The organism is Clostridium sp. CM041 (genome assembly GCF_055081035.1).
On sequence record NZ_CM143648.1, the window covers coordinates 547,068 to 564,467 of the forward strand.

The 17,400-nt window shown below is 30.7% G+C and carries 18 protein-coding genes; 12 read left to right on the forward strand and 6 right to left on the reverse strand.

Annotated elements, in window-relative coordinates:
- Positions 1-177: 177 nt before the first annotated feature.
- Positions 178-966 (reverse strand): EFR1 family ferrodoxin, encoded by a 789-nt coding sequence (locus ACWJJT_RS02670; protein ID WP_462955976.1) that lies wholly within the window; start codon positions 964-966, stop codon positions 178-180.
- A 196-nt stretch (positions 967-1,162) separates the two neighbouring features.
- Here ACWJJT_RS02670 and ACWJJT_RS02675 point away from each other — a divergent pair, with 196 nt between their 5' ends.
- From ACWJJT_RS02675 to ACWJJT_RS02695, 5 genes are all read left to right on the forward strand, one after another.
- Positions 1,163-1,399 (forward strand): TIGR04540 family protein, encoded by a 237-nt coding sequence (locus ACWJJT_RS02675; RefSeq protein WP_462955977.1) that lies wholly within the window; start codon positions 1,163-1,165, stop codon positions 1,397-1,399.
- A gap of 338 nt (positions 1,400-1,737) precedes the next feature.
- On the forward strand, positions 1,738-4,482 hold the full coding sequence (pulA, locus tag ACWJJT_RS02680) for a type I pullulanase (RefSeq protein ID WP_462955978.1): 2,745 nt from the start codon (positions 1,738-1,740) through the stop codon (positions 4,480-4,482).
- A 77-nt stretch (positions 4,483-4,559) separates the two neighbouring features.
- Complete coding sequence (locus ACWJJT_RS02685) at positions 4,560-5,468, forward strand: alpha/beta hydrolase (protein WP_462955979.1); 909 nt, start codon at positions 4,560-4,562, stop codon at positions 5,466-5,468.
- Between the two features lie 14 nt (positions 5,469-5,482).
- Entirely contained in the window at positions 5,483-6,427 is a 945-nt protein-coding gene (locus ACWJJT_RS02690) for a TRM11 family SAM-dependent methyltransferase (RefSeq protein WP_462955980.1), read from the forward strand.
- 116 nt (positions 6,428-6,543) lie between these two features.
- Positions 6,544-6,849 (forward strand): hypothetical protein, encoded by a 306-nt coding sequence (locus tag ACWJJT_RS02695; RefSeq protein ID WP_165412794.1) that lies wholly within the window; start codon positions 6,544-6,546, stop codon positions 6,847-6,849.
- Positions 6,850-6,923: 74 nt separating this feature from the next.
- Here the strand turns inward: ACWJJT_RS02695 and ACWJJT_RS02700 are convergent, their stop codons facing one another.
- On the reverse strand, positions 6,924-7,076 hold the full coding sequence (locus tag ACWJJT_RS02700; protein ID WP_462955981.1) for a lmo0937 family membrane protein: 153 nt from the start codon (positions 7,074-7,076) through the stop codon (positions 6,924-6,926).
- A gap of 316 nt (positions 7,077-7,392) precedes the next feature.
- Here ACWJJT_RS02700 and ACWJJT_RS02705 point away from each other — a divergent pair, with 316 nt between their 5' ends.
- The 3 genes from ACWJJT_RS02705 (at position 7,393) to ACWJJT_RS02715 (ending at position 9,190) form a co-directional block, all read left to right on the forward strand.
- Positions 7,393-7,533: a hypothetical protein gene (locus tag ACWJJT_RS02705; RefSeq protein WP_462955982.1), complete on the forward strand. Its 141-nt coding sequence runs from the start codon at positions 7,393-7,395 to the stop codon at positions 7,531-7,533.
- 309 nt (positions 7,534-7,842) lie between these two features.
- Positions 7,843-8,814 carry an ROK family protein gene (locus tag ACWJJT_RS02710; protein ID WP_462955983.1) on the forward strand — a complete coding sequence of 324 codons (972 nt, stop codon included), beginning with the start codon at positions 7,843-7,845 and terminating at the stop codon, positions 8,812-8,814.
- A 61-nt stretch (positions 8,815-8,875) separates the two neighbouring features.
- Entirely contained in the window at positions 8,876-9,190 is a 315-nt protein-coding gene (locus ACWJJT_RS02715; RefSeq protein WP_462955984.1) for a hypothetical protein, read from the forward strand.
- Positions 9,191-9,307: 117 nt separating this feature from the next.
- Here the strand turns inward: ACWJJT_RS02715 and ACWJJT_RS02720 are convergent, their stop codons facing one another.
- Positions 9,308-9,694, reverse strand: a complete 387-nt coding sequence (locus ACWJJT_RS02720; RefSeq protein WP_462955985.1) for a hypothetical protein — start codon at positions 9,692-9,694, stop codon at positions 9,308-9,310.
- 201 nt (positions 9,695-9,895) lie between these two features.
- On the opposite strand from ACWJJT_RS02720, the gene ACWJJT_RS02725 reads away from it, so the two are divergent.
- Complete coding sequence (locus tag ACWJJT_RS02725) at positions 9,896-11,890, forward strand: YgiQ family radical SAM protein (RefSeq protein ID WP_462955986.1); 1,995 nt, start codon at positions 9,896-9,898, stop codon at positions 11,888-11,890.
- Positions 11,891-11,937: 47 nt separating this feature from the next.
- On the opposite strand, the gene ACWJJT_RS02730 is transcribed toward ACWJJT_RS02725, so the two are convergent.
- Positions 11,938-12,126 (reverse strand): hypothetical protein, encoded by a 189-nt coding sequence (locus ACWJJT_RS02730; protein ID WP_462956728.1) that lies wholly within the window; start codon positions 12,124-12,126, stop codon positions 11,938-11,940.
- Positions 12,127-12,414: 288 nt separating this feature from the next.
- Here ACWJJT_RS02730 and ACWJJT_RS02735 point away from each other — a divergent pair, with 288 nt between their 5' ends.
- Complete coding sequence (locus tag ACWJJT_RS02735) at positions 12,415-12,894, forward strand: PIN domain-containing protein (RefSeq protein ID WP_462955987.1); 480 nt, start codon at positions 12,415-12,417, stop codon at positions 12,892-12,894.
- 67 nt (positions 12,895-12,961) lie between these two features.
- Here the strand turns inward: ACWJJT_RS02735 and ACWJJT_RS02740 are convergent, their stop codons facing one another.
- Complete coding sequence (locus ACWJJT_RS02740) at positions 12,962-13,549, reverse strand: protein kinase (RefSeq protein ID WP_462955988.1); 588 nt, start codon at positions 13,547-13,549, stop codon at positions 12,962-12,964.
- A 186-nt stretch (positions 13,550-13,735) separates the two neighbouring features.
- On the opposite strand from ACWJJT_RS02740, the gene ACWJJT_RS02745 reads away from it, so the two are divergent.
- Together ACWJJT_RS02745 and pulA (ACWJJT_RS02750) are read left to right on the forward strand one after the other, a co-directional pair.
- Positions 13,736-14,734, forward strand: a complete 999-nt coding sequence (locus ACWJJT_RS02745) for a LacI family DNA-binding transcriptional regulator (protein ID WP_462955989.1) — start codon at positions 13,736-13,738, stop codon at positions 14,732-14,734.
- 274 nt (positions 14,735-15,008) lie between these two features.
- Positions 15,009-16,901, forward strand: coding sequence for a type I pullulanase (pulA, locus tag ACWJJT_RS02750; protein ID WP_462955990.1), 1,893 nt, complete (start codon positions 15,009-15,011; stop codon positions 16,899-16,901).
- A 165-nt stretch (positions 16,902-17,066) separates the two neighbouring features.
- On the opposite strand, the gene ACWJJT_RS02755 is transcribed toward pulA (ACWJJT_RS02750), so the two are convergent.
- Positions 17,067-17,249 (reverse strand): hypothetical protein, encoded by a 183-nt coding sequence (locus ACWJJT_RS02755; protein ID WP_165412806.1) that lies wholly within the window; start codon positions 17,247-17,249, stop codon positions 17,067-17,069.
- Positions 17,250-17,400 lie beyond the last annotated feature (151 nt).

The window sequence follows — 17,400 nt, forward strand, 5'->3', positions numbered from 1 at the left end:
CAGACCGGAGTTTGGCCGCCAACTTCCTTCAGATTCCATCTCACGATGGACACCCTTGTCTTAAGCTATGCACTTGGCACTATTAACCAGTGCTAGGGACTTTCACCCATTAGATTGCGCCCATGCCGGGCGCACAATAAAAACCCTCAATATAAAATTATTGAGGGTTTTTTACAGTTAATTTATTATCATATCATTAACCCTAATTTTAGGATTCTTATACCTGCCTTTCTTTTCTGTATTTTTACCATATTGAATTGCATTAGTAGGACATAAATGAATGCAAGATAAACATCGGGTACAATTTTCGCCCCATATAGGCTTTTCCTGAACTTTAATTGTTCCGCTGTTGCATACCTTTTCGCATAACCCACAGCCATTACATTTCTCATTGACATGAAAATTCTTTGTGTCAAGAGCGTGCTTATTAAATAGTGGATTTGCTATATAAGTCATCACTCTAGGTATCAATCCTTTTTCAAGATGATAAACATTATTTAGCCTATTCTTTAATGTATTGTTTATGATAGCTAGTACCTTCTTAGATTCTAAAAGTTTTTTATTTTCAACTTCCTTAGTGTCAACATCCCCTAAAATAATATAATTATTGGGCATTACTACTGAAAATCCACTATTTAGATGGAAATTATTTTTTTTCAAGACTTTATCAAACATCTGAACAGTATTGCCTATATTTGCTCCACAAGTTGCCACAGTAAATATATAGTTATTATTATAGTTCATAAATTTGAATTTATTAATAAATTCAAGAACCTGTTTTGGTGGTCCCCATGCATAAACAGGATAAACAAATCCTATTAACTCGTTATCTTTTAATGTGTATTCATAGGATTCGTTATCTTTCTTCAGAGTAGCTGCTATGGAAACTAGATTTTCGTTATTTTGAATTGCTATGCTTTTAGCAATATAAAGTGAATTACCAGTTCCTGAAAAATAAAATATCATAAACTACCTCCAATTAGCAATTACATCATGCTTGCCTAATATTAGTATAATTTCTTTAGTTAAAATTGTAAACAATACATTTTCAAAGGTAATTATATAGAAAGTAGCTACAATTCCTTCAACATATCTTTAAATTTTAAAGATATTAGACTATAATAAGAAGATACACATTAAAATGAATAATAAGGAGTACAGTATGAGAAAAGTTTATAAGGACCCAAAAGCATTAGCATCATGTTTAAAGGATTTAGTGGATTTTTATTTGGATGATGTTATTGCATATGAAAAGTTAAAAGAAAAAATAATGGTATTAGTTAATGCAAATGAGGATAGAATTTATAAGGATGGTAATATATCTTTAAAAATATCTAATATAATAGGTAGTTCTAGAGTAGATATTATTAACAAGGTATTCTCAGAAAGCCAAGATTAATTATGTAGCTATAAGAAATGAAAAGAGTAGCTCCGCAGGAGTTGATTTAAGTAAAAGTCTTCTTATTTAGATGATGTTACAAATAAAACTAATGATAACCGTACACTTTAGATAAAGTGTACGGTTTTTCACTTGTGGAGTAGGATACAGCCCATGCCGAAGGCGTTAAGCCATCTCCTGCGGAGCTATCGCAGCTTCGCAGAAGATGATTTAAGAGAGTAATAAATTACTTGTATATATCTCTCTAAAATTATATAATGGATTAAGATTAAAAATGTTTATATAGTAAGTGGTAGTACATAGATTAGATGACCATAATTTTTTTAGAGGAGAAATTTATGAACTTTGATATACAGAGTAACAAAAGTAAGGCATTTAGCATTTTTCTTGCAGCTATTATAGTTATAACAGAGTTGTTTTTTCAATTCCCAAGCATGCATACCTTTGCTAAAAGCGGTAAGATGAAGATAATTGTTCATTATGCTAAAAATCCAACCAGTGATTTAAAATGGAACATGTGGTTGTTGACTGATGACGAAGAGGGAAGTAAGTTCGCTTACACTGGCAAGGATGCATTTGGTCAGATATGTGAAGTTAAATTCGATGGTGAATTTAATAAAGTAGGGTTTATAGTACGTACAGACAAAGGGGAAAAGGACACTGAGGAGAATAGATTTATTGAGAAATTTAATGATGGTGCTATAGAAGTTTGGATTAATGGAGGTGACCCTAAAGTATACTATTCAGTAGCTGAAGCTAAAGCAGGTGCTCCAAAGGTGGTCGTACCTGCTGGAAATGATTTGGATAATTCAGGTGAATTTGTAGTTGCAAAATTAGACGACTTGAATAGCATAAGCATAGAAACAAACTTAGCATTTCAATTTATTGCGCAAAGTACTGAAGGCATTATAGTTAAGGCTGATGGTAAGTCTGTAAAAATAAAAGAAGTAACAAGTAATGAAGTAAAAAATGGTATTACAACAGTTGCAAAACTAGAGCTTAGTGAAAATGTTAAACTAGGTCAAAAACTTACGGTTTCTAAGGATGGTTTTCCAGAAAAGGACGTAGTGCTTGGGGATGTAATGGGAAGTGCTGGTTTTGAAAAAATGTATTATTATGAAGGAAATGATTTAGGTAATACTTATTCTACTAATAAAACAAGCTTTAGGGTATGGGCACCAACTGCAACCGAGGTAAAGCTTGTAACATATAAAAAATGGGATGATAAAATTGGTAATGAATCTAGCATGAAAAAAAGTGTCAAAGGTACCTGGTCCTTTGACTTAAATGGAGATCAAAAGGACATATTTTATACTTATAAGGTTAATATTTCAGGAGTTTGGAACGAGGCCGTAGATCCTTATGCTCGTTCTGTGTCAGTAAATGGTGATAAGGGCGCTGTAATTGACTTAAAGGAAACAAACCCTAAAAAATGGAGGCCGAGTGAAAAACCTAATTTTACAAATTTAAATGATGCAATTATATACGAACTACATGTTGGAGATTTTTCTATAGACCCAAATAGTGGCATAGAAAACAAAGGTAAATATTTAGCGTTTACTGAAGCTGGGACAAAGGGAACTGATGGTACCAAGACGGGTGTTGATTATATAAAAGACCTAGGAGTAACTCATGTGGAGCTTATGCCAATATTTGATTATGCTAGTGTGGATGAGACTTCAAAAAAGCCACAATTTAACTGGGGTTACAATCCTAAAAATTATAATGCACCTGAAGGAAGTTATTCAACAGATCCATACAATCCTATCACTAGAGTTAAAGAATTGAAACAAGCAGTACAATCTCTTCACGATAACGGATTAAGGGTAACCATGGATGTAGTTTATAATCACATGTACAATAGCTATGATTCTAATTTCAATAAATTAGTACCTGGATATTATTATAGATACGATAAAGATGGTAGCAACACAGATGAAAGTGGGTATGGAAATACCCTTGCTTCAGAAAATGCAATGACAAGAAAGTTTATTGTAGATTCCGTAATGTATTGGGCAAAAGAATATAATATAGATGGATTTAAATTCGATAATATGGGGCTCATTGATATAAATACAATGAATGAAGTTAGAAAAAAATTAAATAATATAGATCCTTCCATTATCATTACAGGAGAGAGCTCTAATATTGGGACTACTCTTCCAGAAGATAAAGCGGCAATACAGAAAAATACCAGTAAAATGCCTGGAATATCACATTTCAATGATAAAATGAAAGATGGAATAAAAGGTAGCGTATTCGAAGTAAAATCTAAGGGATTTGTTAATGGTAAAACTAATGCGGAGACAGACATTAAAAAGGGAATAGTCGGAGGTATAGATTACTCAAGTGGTATAAAAACTTGGGAAAAAGTTGACCCTGTACAATCTATTACTTATGCTGAGTCTCACGATAATAATACATTATGGGATAAACTTATTTTAACAAACCCAAAAGATAATGATGAAGCAAGATTAAAAATGCACAGAATGGCAGATGCTATAATTCTTACTTCCCAAGGTATTCCATTCTTTCAATCAGGACAGGAATTTTTGAGAACTAAAGGTGGCGATAACAACTCCTATAAGTCTCCTGATAGTGTAAATAAACTTGATTGGACTCGAAAATCAGAAAACATCAACACTGTTAATTATTTCAAAGGTTTGATAGAGTTAAGAAAAGCACATCCGGCTTTCAGAATGTCTTCAGCGGACATGATAAAGAAAAACCTTAATTTTTTAACAGTCCCTGAAAATGTGGTAGCATATGAAATGAACTACAGTGCAAATATGGATACTTGGGCGAATATTGTAGTAGCTTTTAATGCAAATAGAGAAGACACAACCATTAAATTATCTAAGAAAGGAACGTGGAATATTGTAGTAGATGGAGAACAAGCAGGTGTTAAAACTATAAAACAATTTAAAGGTGATTCATTAGTAGTCCCTGCTCTAAGCTCTACTGTAATTTATTTCGAGTCAGAATATATTTTTATGACATTAACCTTTTGGATTTATGCCGTGTTTATCTTAGCTGGGATTGCTTGCATAATATATGTTTTGAAGGTTAAAAAGAAATCTTAGTATTATAACTTATTGTGTATTTTGAAGGGCCCTTATTATAAAATACAAGGGTCTTTTTTTTAGAGGGGGGTATTGTCATGATAAATATAACATTTTTTATATTAATTTTAATTATTATTACTATTTTTATTATAGGGTGGCATTTTTCTAGTATAATTATATATCCTAGGGTTGCAAAATATAATTACACATACGATTATGAAGTAGAACAAGGTAAAATAGATATAGAAAAATTTAATAATTTGGAAAAACAAGAAGTATACCTAGATTCCCAATATGGTTATAAAATTCATGGTTTCTTCTTTCCAAATAACAATTCAAAAAAAGCTATAATATTGTGTCATGGAATAACTTCGAGTTTGTATGGCTCTGTTAAATATATGGATATGTTTTTAAAAAGAGGTTTTGCTATCTTTATTTATGATCATAGAAATCACGGTCTAAGTGGTGGTAAAAATACCTCATTTGGTTATTATGAAAAGTTTGATTTGAAAAAATGCACTGATTGGCTGTTTAATAAATTAGGAAATGATATCATCGTCGGATTGCATGGCGAGTCCATGGGTGCCGGCACAGTTCTTCAAAATATTGCAATAGATGATAGAATTAAGTTTTGTATAGATGACTGTGGATACTCTGATGCACAAGATTTATTTAAACACATATTAGAAAAATATTACGGTATAAAAAGATTTCCACTCATAAAATTATCAAGTAAAATCAGCAAAATTCGAGTTGGATGGGACTTCAAAGATGTATCACCTATAACTACCTTACCTAATGTGAAAATTCCGATATTGTTTATTCATGGTGAAAAAGATGACTATGTACCTACTTTTATGTGTAACCAAATGTACTCAGTAAAGAAGGGCTACAAAGATATATATATTGCTCCGGGTGCAGGGCATGCCGAGGCGTATTGGAAGAACAAAGATGAATACGAAAAAAAAGTTGATGGATTTTTAAAAGCTATCAATATAATTTAAGAGGATGTGCTTTAATGTTTCAGCTACCACAAAATGAAAAGAAGTATTTATACACAACTAATTATTCGAGTGATGAAGAAAGCCTATGCAAGATGGAAATAAAGTGCCTCTTTAATAAACCCCTTGATGAAAAGCACTTGTTTTCTGATATTTATGTGGATCCATCTAGAAGTCCTTTTATAAAAAAATGCATTTCTATAATGTATACCGGAGAAACAATGAAACAGGTCATTGATCAAATTGTTATGGACAAACTTACCGGCATAAATTATAAAGTTGCTTATATCAATGCTACTGATGAAAATATTGGTTTTCATGAGAGGCGTAGGATTGAATTCGAAATAGGCTTTAAAATACTGGGAGAAGCTGAAATGAAAAATCCCAGAATTATCTTTGGCATAACAAAAGTAGCTAACAACTGGATATTTGGTGAATGTGAGAGCAATGCTTCTGAATGGCTATTGCACAATAAAAAACCTTTTTCTTATTCAAATGCACTAAAGGTGAATGTATGTCGGGCCCTTGTTAATATAGCTGTAGCTAATAATTTAAATTGCAGCGTTGTAGATCCATGTTGTGGCATTGGGACGGTACTAATTGAAGCTATTTCAATGGATATTAATATTAAAGGTTATGAGATAAATCCATACATTGGTGAAAATGCAAAGGCAAACCTCCGGTATTTTGGATATGATGATGTAATAACTATTTGTAATATGAATGATATTGCGAATAAATTTAATGTGGCCATCGTTGATCTTCCTTATGGTATATTCACTCAAATTACGACCGAGGAACAGTTAGCCATTATGAGTAGTACTCGTAGAATAGCGGATAGAATGGTAATAATTACTTTTGATAATATGGAAGAGCAAATTACTTCCGTTGGCTTTCACATAGATGATCGGTGTACGGTGTCTAAAGGGACCTTTAAAAGACACATATTCATATGTAGTTAATATATTAAATCATCTCCTGCGGAGCTCTGCAATATAGAACTGGGAGACTTTCCTTCTGAAATGTCTTTAAAAGTAATGTTAAATATAAAACTTCAAAAAATAAAGAGGTGTTAGATATGACAAAAAAAAGCAGTAAAAATAATGATCTTTTATATAATTATAAGGGGACGGCTTCTCCCCAAATATATTCTATATTAATTAATTTAATAAATGAGGATAAGGAAGACTTAGCAAAAGTAGTTATAAAAATTGATTATTTACTAGAATATGCAAGTTCTTGCATAAAGCAACTGGACTTTGATGAAGCAAAGGAAGTTCTAGATAAGGCTAAAAGTAGAATAGATATATTAAAAATGGGAGACGTTAATACGAATCACCTAGAATATTTATATGCTGGAATAGCAAAAAAGGCGAAAAAATAATGTTACACAGGATATTTAACAATAGATATCCTGTGTAGCATTATTTTTTCTCATGAATCCAATAGGATATTTCCCTAGGTTCTTCTTTTTCCTGAAAGCATATCCACGATGAATACAATTGCAGCTATTAGAAGTAATATATGAATCATACTGCCACCGATTCTAAATATAAGCCCCAATACCCAAAATAATACTACTATTCCGCCTATCCAACGTAAAACTCCCATATAAAACACCACCTTTCACATTTATATTTATTTGTTAAATTATTTTAATATTATAATTACCTAAATTCAGCTGAAATATGCGAAGTGATTTTAACGAAATTTCAAAAAGATAGTCTCCCACTTATATAATTGGGAGTTACATGCCCTAACAAATAGAAAACTTCAGTGGGAGTATAAATCTCCTTCTGAAGTCGTCAATGCATCTTCTGCGAAGATGTTGCAGCTTCGCAGAAGATTATTTAACTCCATTTCTTGTATAAAAATAACGTATAAATATTTTTTTTATGGCAACCATATTATAGAAAGAGGTGGATACATGGCTAATAAACTTAAAACTACTAATAAACAAATGGCATCTTTAGGAATTAGGAAAAATGAAGTAGGTGATTATGAATATATAAATCCGGACGAAAAAAATAATTCAAAATATAAATCTATTAAAAAAGAGCCCAAGTAATTTAAAATTACTTGGGTTCTTTTTTTTAATTTACAAAGTAAAAATACGTATATATGGTATAATTTATTCATATACAAAAGCAAACCAATTTTAAAAATATTCACTACTAATCCGTCTGAAATTGTTTAAACTGATATCTTTCTAATCCTTTATGAATATAATGTCAAAGCATATTGGAATAAAATGATGAAATTTTAATTATTTTTTAGGTTGATGGCGAATACCTTTAAATGAAATTTATGGTTTTAAATTGAATATATATTTATTGACTAAAAGAACTGTAGCAGAGGCTATGAAAGGAAGAAGTATATGTATATAGGTATTGATTTAGGAGGCACTAATATTGCAGTTGGCATCGTTGATGATCAAGGAAACATAAAGTATGAAAAATCATGTGCTACAAGAGTGGGGAGGGACCCCAATGAGATAATAGAGGATATGGTAGCTCTAGTTTTAAACACTTTAGAGGATTTCAATATGCCACTAAAAAGAATAAAAGCGATAGGTATAGGTATTCCAGGCTTAGCTGATAAAAATGGTAATGTAATATTTTGTGTCAATCTTGGATGGAAAAATGTACATTTAAGAGAGATGTTGGGAACTGCACTTAATAAACCAATTTATATAGATAATGATGCTACGGTGGCTGCACTTGCGGAATATGAGAATGGCTCAATGAAGAATTGTAAAAGTAGCTTGATGATTACATTAGGAACAGGTATTGGTGGGGGAATTATTTTAAATGGTGAAGTATATAGTGGATTTAATGGTATAGGCTCTGAAATTGGACATATGGTTGTTGGTGAAAATTTTTATAATTGCAATTGTGGAAGAAATGGTTGCTTAGAAACCTTCGCTTCCTCTACTGCCATAATAAAACATACAAAAAAATTAATTGGGGAAATGAATGAAAGCACTATAATAATAGAAAGGGCAGGAGGAAATATTAACAATCTAGATGCAAAAACAATATTTGATTGTGCTAGAGAAGGAGATATAATAGCAAATTTAGCAGTGAATCGCTTAGTAAAATATCTAAGCATAGGAATACTTAATATAGTCAATTTCATTGATCCAGAAATAATAGCATTAGGTGGTGGTGTTGCAGGGGCAGGCCAATATCTTTTGGATAAAGTTATAAATGAAGTAGCGGCGAACAAGTCTTATTCTGAATTACCTATTGCTAAAATTGTTTTAGCAGAACTAGGTAATAAAGCAGGTATAATTGGTGCAGCGATGATTGCAAAACATGGAACTAAAGACCCCCTTTCTAAGAACTAAATAATTATATATATTGTTTAATAAAAGTACATTTTAAAACAGAAATTACTAAGGAGTGGTTATGTTGGAAATTCAAGATATAATTTCAGGAGATTTTTCTGCATATCCTGAAGAAACACAAACTTTTATGAAAAAATATACTGAAAAGCTACGAGAAAATATAAAAGAAGAATTAATAGAGGATATATCATATAAGATGCTTAAGGATATAGATAAAAGTAAAGATTATTTCATAAGTGTTTTAACTGATATATTGGACAATGGATATAAGGGCTTTAGTAAATTGTCTACTCAGTCACTTATAGACACATATTTAGAACGTAAAAATGAAGAAGACTTTTTTATTTTGTTAGAAAAAGTTAATGAACAAGTCTAATATTATAATCACTTTTTAAATTTTCTATAAACCATAAAATCCATTAAAATCTTAAGGTTTTAATGGATTTTATGGTTTAATATGAAAAGGTTTTTATTTTCAAACAATAACAGCGCTTTAGTACTTAATTGATAATTCTCCACTTAAAATTGTGTCTTTAACTTGGTTCCAAGTAACCTCAATTAAAAGATTTACTTTTAAGCTTGTTTTATAGTTAAATGAAATCTCTTTATCATGTACCACATGATAATTTTCATAAACCACTAAATTTTTTCTAGCCTTATCTTTAATTTTAATTGCCCATTCTCCCTTTTCAGGCTGAAAAATTTTTGCTGTAATCATTAAAGTTGACCAAAAAGCGGTGCTTACCCCAGTTTCATAAAAGCCTTTTCCATCATGAATACTTATTTCAAAAGCTTGTTGAATATTGTCACTGCTACTTGTTGCTGCTTCTTCTGTTAATTCAATATTTTCATTTTTTATATTATTAATTAACTTTTCCATATATTTTCTCCTTTTTATTATTCTCATCGAATGTTAATTTTCTAAGATAAATTCATTATATTTTATTATACGTAAGTACATAAGAAATGTTATTATTAATGTTATTTATTATTTTCAAAGAATTAAATAGTAAAGAATGATATAATTATATTTTAAATTATATATTGAGATTCACGATTAAAGCAAAAGAAGGTGGAAGTAATGAGTGATAATAAATATTTACCTATTAGTAAGAAAGATATTATAGATAGAGGTTGGACTGAATTAGATTTTATTATAGTTACTGGTGATGCATATGTAGATCATCATAGTTTTGGAACTGCAATCATTTCAAGAGTTCTTGAAAGTGAAGGTTATAAAGTAGGAATAATAGCTCAACCCGATTGGAAAGATATAGAGGATTTTAAAAAATTAGGCAAACCAAGACTTGGATTCCTAGTTAACTCTGGGAATATGGATTCTATGGTTAATCATTATACAGTAAGTAAAAAAATAAGAGAAAAAGATATGTATTCCCCTGGTGCAAAGATGGGCCTAAGGCCTGACAGAGCAACAATAGTTTATTGTAATAGAATAAAGGAAGCATATAAAAATGTTCCTATTGTTATTGGAGGAATAGAAGCAAGTTTAAGGCGCTTTGCACATTATGATTATTGGAGTGACAAAGTAAGAAAATCTATGCTAATTGATAGTGGAGCTGACCTGTTAATATATGGTATGGGAGAAAAACAAGTCGTTAAAATTGCAAAAGAATTAAATGAAGGTGTAGATATAAAATTCATTACTCAGGTACCTGGAACATGTTATGTGGTAGATAATATTGAAAATATATGTGACTACATTGAAATAGAATCATATAAAGAGGTCTGCAGAGATAAAAAGAAATATGCACAAGCCTTTAAAATACAATATGATCAGCAAGACCCAATTAGGGGAAATGGTATAATTCAAAAACATTCTAATAAGTATCTTGTGCAAAACAAACCAGAAATGCCCCTTACTAGAGAAGAATTAGATACTGTTTATGGACTGCCATATGAAAGAAATTATCATCCTATTTATGAAAAGCTCGGTGGAATACCTGCTATAGAGGAAGTTAAATTCAGCTTAGTTAGTTCAAGAGGATGTTTTGGTAGCTGTGCTTTCTGTGCCATAACCTTTCATCAAGGCCGAATTGTGCAAAGTAGAAGTGAAAATTCAATAATAGAAGAAGCAATTCAAATTACAAAACTCAAGGATTTTAAAGGGTATATTCATGATGTAGGAGGGCCTACCGCTAATTTTAGGCGACCTGCATGTGATAAACAATTAAAAGTAGGGGCTTGCATAGATAAGCAATGTTTGCATCCAAGCCCTTGCAAGAATTTAAATGTTGATCATATGGAGTATTTAAATTTACTACGATCGCTTCGAGAATTGCCGGATATTAAAAAAGTTTTTGTGCGTTCAGGGCTGCGTTATGATTATATTATGGCAGATAAAAATGACACCTTTTTTAATGAACTTATTAAGCATCATGTCAGCGGCCAACTAAAAGTTGCACCAGAGCATGTTTCTCATAAAGTTTTAAAATTCATGGGCAAACCAGCAGGTAAAACTTATGATAAATTCAGGGAAAAATTTTATAAAGCTACTGAAAAAATTGAAAAAAAACAATATCTTATTCCTTATTTAATGTCTAGCCACCCAGGATGTACAATAAGTTCAGCAGTAGAACTAGCAGAATACCTTAGGGATACTAATTACCAACCTGAACAAGTTCAAGATTTCTATCCAACTCCAGGAACACCATCAACAACCATGTTTTATACAGGACTTGATCCAAATACCCTTGAAGAAGTTCATATACCTAAAACTAAAAATGAAAAAGCTATGCAAAGGGCATTGCTTCAATATAAAGATCCTATGAAATATGATTTAGTATTATCAGCTTTAACAGAGGCTAATAGAGAAGATCTCATTGGTTATGAATCTAAGTGTTTAATAAAACCAAGAAGCAAAAAAAATAACACAAATATAAACCCAAAACAACAAAATGGCAAAGATAAAGGGAAAAATATAAAAAGTAAGAGCAAAGATACTCCGATAGATAAAAACTTTAAAAAGAAAAGCAAGCCCCTAAGCACCCAAGACAGAGCAAATTATGGAAGCAGACAAGATAATAAAAATAAGGCAAAGAACAAAAAAAGAAAATAGAACGTTATTATAAATACCTACATCCACGGCGTGGATGTAGGTGTTTATTACAATTCTGTTTTAACTATTTTGATTATACTTTCTTCTTCTACCAGTTCACTTTTACTGAAACCCTTTTTAAAATATCTGATTTGCTTATATTTAATTCCATTCATTTCAAAATCTAAAACATCAATTCTGTCACCTTTGTAAATAACAGCCTTTTTATTACCTTTTAAAAATATGTGTACTTCCATAGTTTTATTTATTAGCTGCAAAGCAGCTACTCCTTCCTATTTATTTTTGATTTATTAAGATTTTTGTTTAAGTATTCTTAAAATTATATATTACTATTTAAATTATAATGCCATTATTTATATTTATCAAGGTTAAGAAGTAACAATTTAATAGAAGCCTATGACCTTCCTTCTGAAATGTCGTTAACCATTTAATTATTAATGAATATAATATAAATAAAACTAATGATTCAGATATCTTTTTATTAAAAATTCAATATAGACTTACTTAGAAAAGGAGATAGTACAATGATTTGTAAAGAGTATTTGTTGGATACTAATATAATTATAAAAATGTGGAATAAATATCCTACCTTGCTTGATACTATTGAAAATATGAAATGTATTAATTTTAAAATATCTGAAGATATAGCTGGAGAATTATCAGTGAAAGAGTATGTAAAATTCAATGAAGACTTTGTACTCTCTAATAAATTTTTAAAATTATTAGGACATATAATTACTAATAATGATCATGCTTTTATTGAAGAGTGTGTAGGTCGTGATTTTATTAAATATGAGCAGAATAAAAATATATATTTAGTTAATGGAGATAAAATTTCTATAAATGACTATAGTTTAATTGATATTTGCAAGCAGAATGAAGACTACATCCTTGTGACGGATGATAAAAAACTAATTCGAAGCGCAAAAATTATATTAGATTCTTCAAGGGCAATAAACTTTCAAGAATTTCTAGATGAGTTAAGAGAATTAAATGTATTATAATAATACACTAATATAAGAGGCTGCTCCTTTAGTGGATTACAGCCTCTTATACTATTTTGATGTTCACTTATTTAATGGTTTCTTCTAAATACTGCTTGAATTTAAGATTCCACAACTTATAGATTTCAGGATTTTCATCACTAACTGTTGATAAAAATTCATCAACTACACCTAAGTTGTTTAGGCCTTTCATTAGATGTCTGGGGTAAATTACATTTTTAGAATAATTGTTTTTAGGATCGATTACTTTAATCGAAAAATCATCCGTTAAGTATAAGTCTTTACACCTAATATCTAGTCGTTTAAATTTAAGCTTCTTAAATTCTACAATAAGTTTGATTATGTTGAGTGATATTTCTTTGTTTATACCATGCTTCTTGATATACTTATCTAACCGCTCTCCACTTGCATAATCTCGTACAATGTAGTAGGCTCCATGTTCATAAACTTTAGGGAAGTATTTACTTCTCCTAGTTTTTATGAGAATATTATATTCACCCTCACAAACTTTCTTATCTTTAAAAATTTTAATTACTTTTTTGCCAGGAAGTAAATAAACTATTCCATTATGACCCGAACCTAAAAATTCTGATTTTCTAATCATTTTTTCAACCCTACTATTTAATTGAATATAATAATTTTTGTCCTCATTCATATTAGCATCTTCTTTATAAGAGATATTACTATATTATATGATTAAGTCCTGTAAATATTTCCTGAATAAAGATGAATAATATAGGTATTTCATTAATAAAAATAAACTAAGCTAGCCTTGATTAATATTATGTTTAATAATATAATGAGCATAGAATATTTTTAGAAATTAGGAAGTGAAGTTTTCATGTCTGTAACTATAAAAGAAGTGGCTAAGCTAGCCAATGTATCGCCATCCACAGTTTCAAGAGTAATTGCGGATAATCCTAAAATTAGTGACGCAACAAAAGATAGGGTTTATAAAGCAATGAAGGAAATAAATTATCATCCTAATGCAATAGCTAGAAGTCTGGTCAGCAAAACAACAAAGACTATAGGACTTATTTTACCTAATACGGATGAAGATTTATTTGTTAATCCTTTTTTCATTCAAGTTATGAGAGGCATAAGTCACTATGCTCAAAAAAAAGGATATTATATCATGTATGCTTACAGCAGCGATGAAGATCAAGAGGTTGAATACATATCAAGTTTAATGAATAGTAGAAGGGTTGATGGGATTATTTTACCAACAGTAAGGAAGGATGACAAATGTGTTGCTTATTTAAAAGAAGCGGAGTATCCTTTCGTAGTAATAGGTAAACCCGAAAGCACCGAAGGGGTTTTATGGGTTGATAATGATAACTTTAACGCCATGTACAATGTTGTTAATTCGCTTATACAAAAGGGTGAGAGAAAAATTGCATTTATAGGGGGTTCTCCTATGCTTAATGTAACTATAAATAGATTAGAAGGTTACAAGATGGCTCTTAAAAATATCGGAGTGGAAATAGACGGAAATATGGTACAATTAGGAGAGTTTACAGAAATTAGTGGTTATAATGCTATGAAAAAAATTTTAAATACTTCTACCCCTACAGCTGTTGTCACTACTGATGATTTAATTGCCTTTGGTGCATCCAAAGCTATAAGCGAAATGTCAGAGCGTCATATTTCAATTGTTGGATTTAACAACACGCCGCTTGCAGCTTATAGAAAGCCCTCGCTATCTTCAGTGGATATTAATTCTGAAGAATTAGGATATTTTGCAGTTAAGCTGTTAATAAACAAATTAGATAACGAAAAAGAGTCAATATACAATTATATTATTGAGACAAAATTAGTTGAAAGGGAATCAACTAAATAACTATAACTTTTTAGGATTATTTTTCATGCGTACTACATATTATGAATAAAGAATCACTTACCCTATTTATACCCATGCAAACGCATGTCCTATTTCATAAAATGTCTAACAGCATTTTACAATAAAGTCCGTCATTTTTATATGTGGGTGTTTATTGCCCTAGAAAAAAAGAACCTCAGTTGGAGTATAAATATCCTTCTGTCGTTAGTACATCTTAAAAAATATGTACTGCTCTGCAGGTGATGATTTAATGGATTTTTAAGGAGAGAGATTGATGATGATAAAAGTATTAGAAAACCCAGAATTCACATACTATGGGAATGATTTAGGCGCAGTTTATACTATTGAATACACCACATTTAAGGTTTGGGCACCTACTGCTCAAAAACTTGTAGTAATAGTGTATGAAACTGCCGGCGATGACTTAGGGCAAAAATATGAGATGAACAAGGAAGAAAAAGGAGTTTGGGAATTTAAACTTAAGGGTGATTTTAAAAATAAATACTATAATTATTTAGTATCAGATGGTGCCGAAGAAAAGGAAACACCAGATATATATACTAAAGGATCAAGTGCTAATGGTGAAAAGGGTATGATTATTGATTTCCCTTCTTTAAATCCCCCTAATTGGGATAATCATAAAAAACCTGTACCAATTAATAGAACTGAGGCAGTAATATACGAAATTCATGTTAGAGATTTTTCAGTATCAGAAGATTCCGGAATTGAAAATAAAGGAAAATATTTAGCATTTTGTGAAAAAAACACCAAAACTTCTAAGGGTGTTATTACAGGACTAGACCACCTTAAAGATTTAGGGATAACTCATGTTCATTTGATGCCTGTTTTTGATTTCAAAAGTGTGGATGAAACTAAGGGTGGATATAATTGGGGATATGACCCTTATTTATATAATGTTCCAGAGGGTTCTTATGCTACCAATCCCTATGATGGTACTGTGCGAATTCGCGAGTTTAAGATCATGGTTCAAACTTTGCATGAAAATGGCATCAGCGTAATTATGGATGTTGTATATAACCACACTTTTACAACCGGTAACTCACCAATGGATATCTTGGTGCCTGGCTATTATTATAGAACAGATGACGAAGGCAACTATACTAATGGTTCAGGCTGTGGAAATGAAACAGCGTCAGAGAAACCAATGATGAGAAAATTTATAGTTGATAGTGTTAAATTCTGGGCCCAAGAATATAAGATAGATGGTTTTAGATTTGATTTAATGGCGCTTCATGACATTGATACAATGAAAGAGGTAACACTACAAGCAAAAATTATTAATCCGAATATTATTATTTATGGTGAACCATGGACAGGGGGAACATCATCATTACCATCTTCTATGCAGCTTAGAAAAGGTAGCCAAAAGGGTATGCAAGTATCTGTATATAATGATGCTCTAAGAAATGCAATTAAGGGAGATAATGATGGTATCCAATCAGGATTTGTAAGTGGTAGAGTAGGCCTTGAGGTAGAAATTAAAAAGGGGATTGTTGGTGGGATTCAATATAACAATGAAATATATGATTTCTCGCAAGATCCTGGAGAAACAATAAACTATGTAAGTGCTCACGATAATTTATGCTTATATGATAAATTTGAAAAAAGCAATTCTAATAATACTCCTTTGGAAAGAGAAAAAATGAATAGATTGGCTTTATCTATAGTCCTTACATCTCAAGGAGTGCCTTTTATCCAAGGTGGAACAGAAATACTAAGGACCAAACAAGGAAATCATAATAGCTATAACTCTAGTGACGCTGTGAACGAAATACTATGGAGTAGAAAAGCTGAGTTCGCAGAAACCTATGAATATATTAAAGGGTTAATCTCTTTAAGAAAAAGCCAAAAAGTTATGACCTTAGAAAATGCTTGTGAAGTAAGAGAATCCTTGATATTTCTTGAATCGCCTTGTAACTGTGTAGCTTATGAATTAACTTCCCCATTCAAAGATGGTTATAGTAAATTAATTATAATTCATAATGCTAACAAAGAAGAAATAAAAATAATTTTACCAGATACTAAAGAATGGACTATTATAGCAAACGAATATGAAGTTGACAAAACAGGGGTAAGTAGAGGCATTAGAACTTGTATTAATGAGGTAAGTGTACCTTCTCTTTCTACCTATATTTTATGTAAATAATCATTAAAAAGGAGACCTAAAGGTCGTCTTGTTGTATAACATGAAAATACGTAAGTTTATAATTAAAATATACAAAAAACCTGCATCCTTATAGAAATGCAGGTCTTTGTATTTTATTCCAATTCATATCAAGAATTATTCATTACTTTGATATATCACTAAAACCTAAGGCTCTATCTCAATATAAGCTATTGCTTTCTTATTAAACAAATATTTTTTACCCATAGAATTAACTTCATGAGGCCTGGAGTTTTCAAAATTATAAAACCAACTTTTAAACAGATCACATTCAGATTGTTTTAAATCAAATAGCTCCGTATCACCGCTAATAAAAGAAATCGTTAACATTATAAACACTCCTTTTTAATTACATTCTCTATACTAACATATATTCTATACTTAAAAGAAATTCCCTCTATTTATAGCATTATTTATTTTAAAATATTCATTAGAGATTAAGAACTAGGAAACACTCCATAATATAACTTTAAAGTGAATA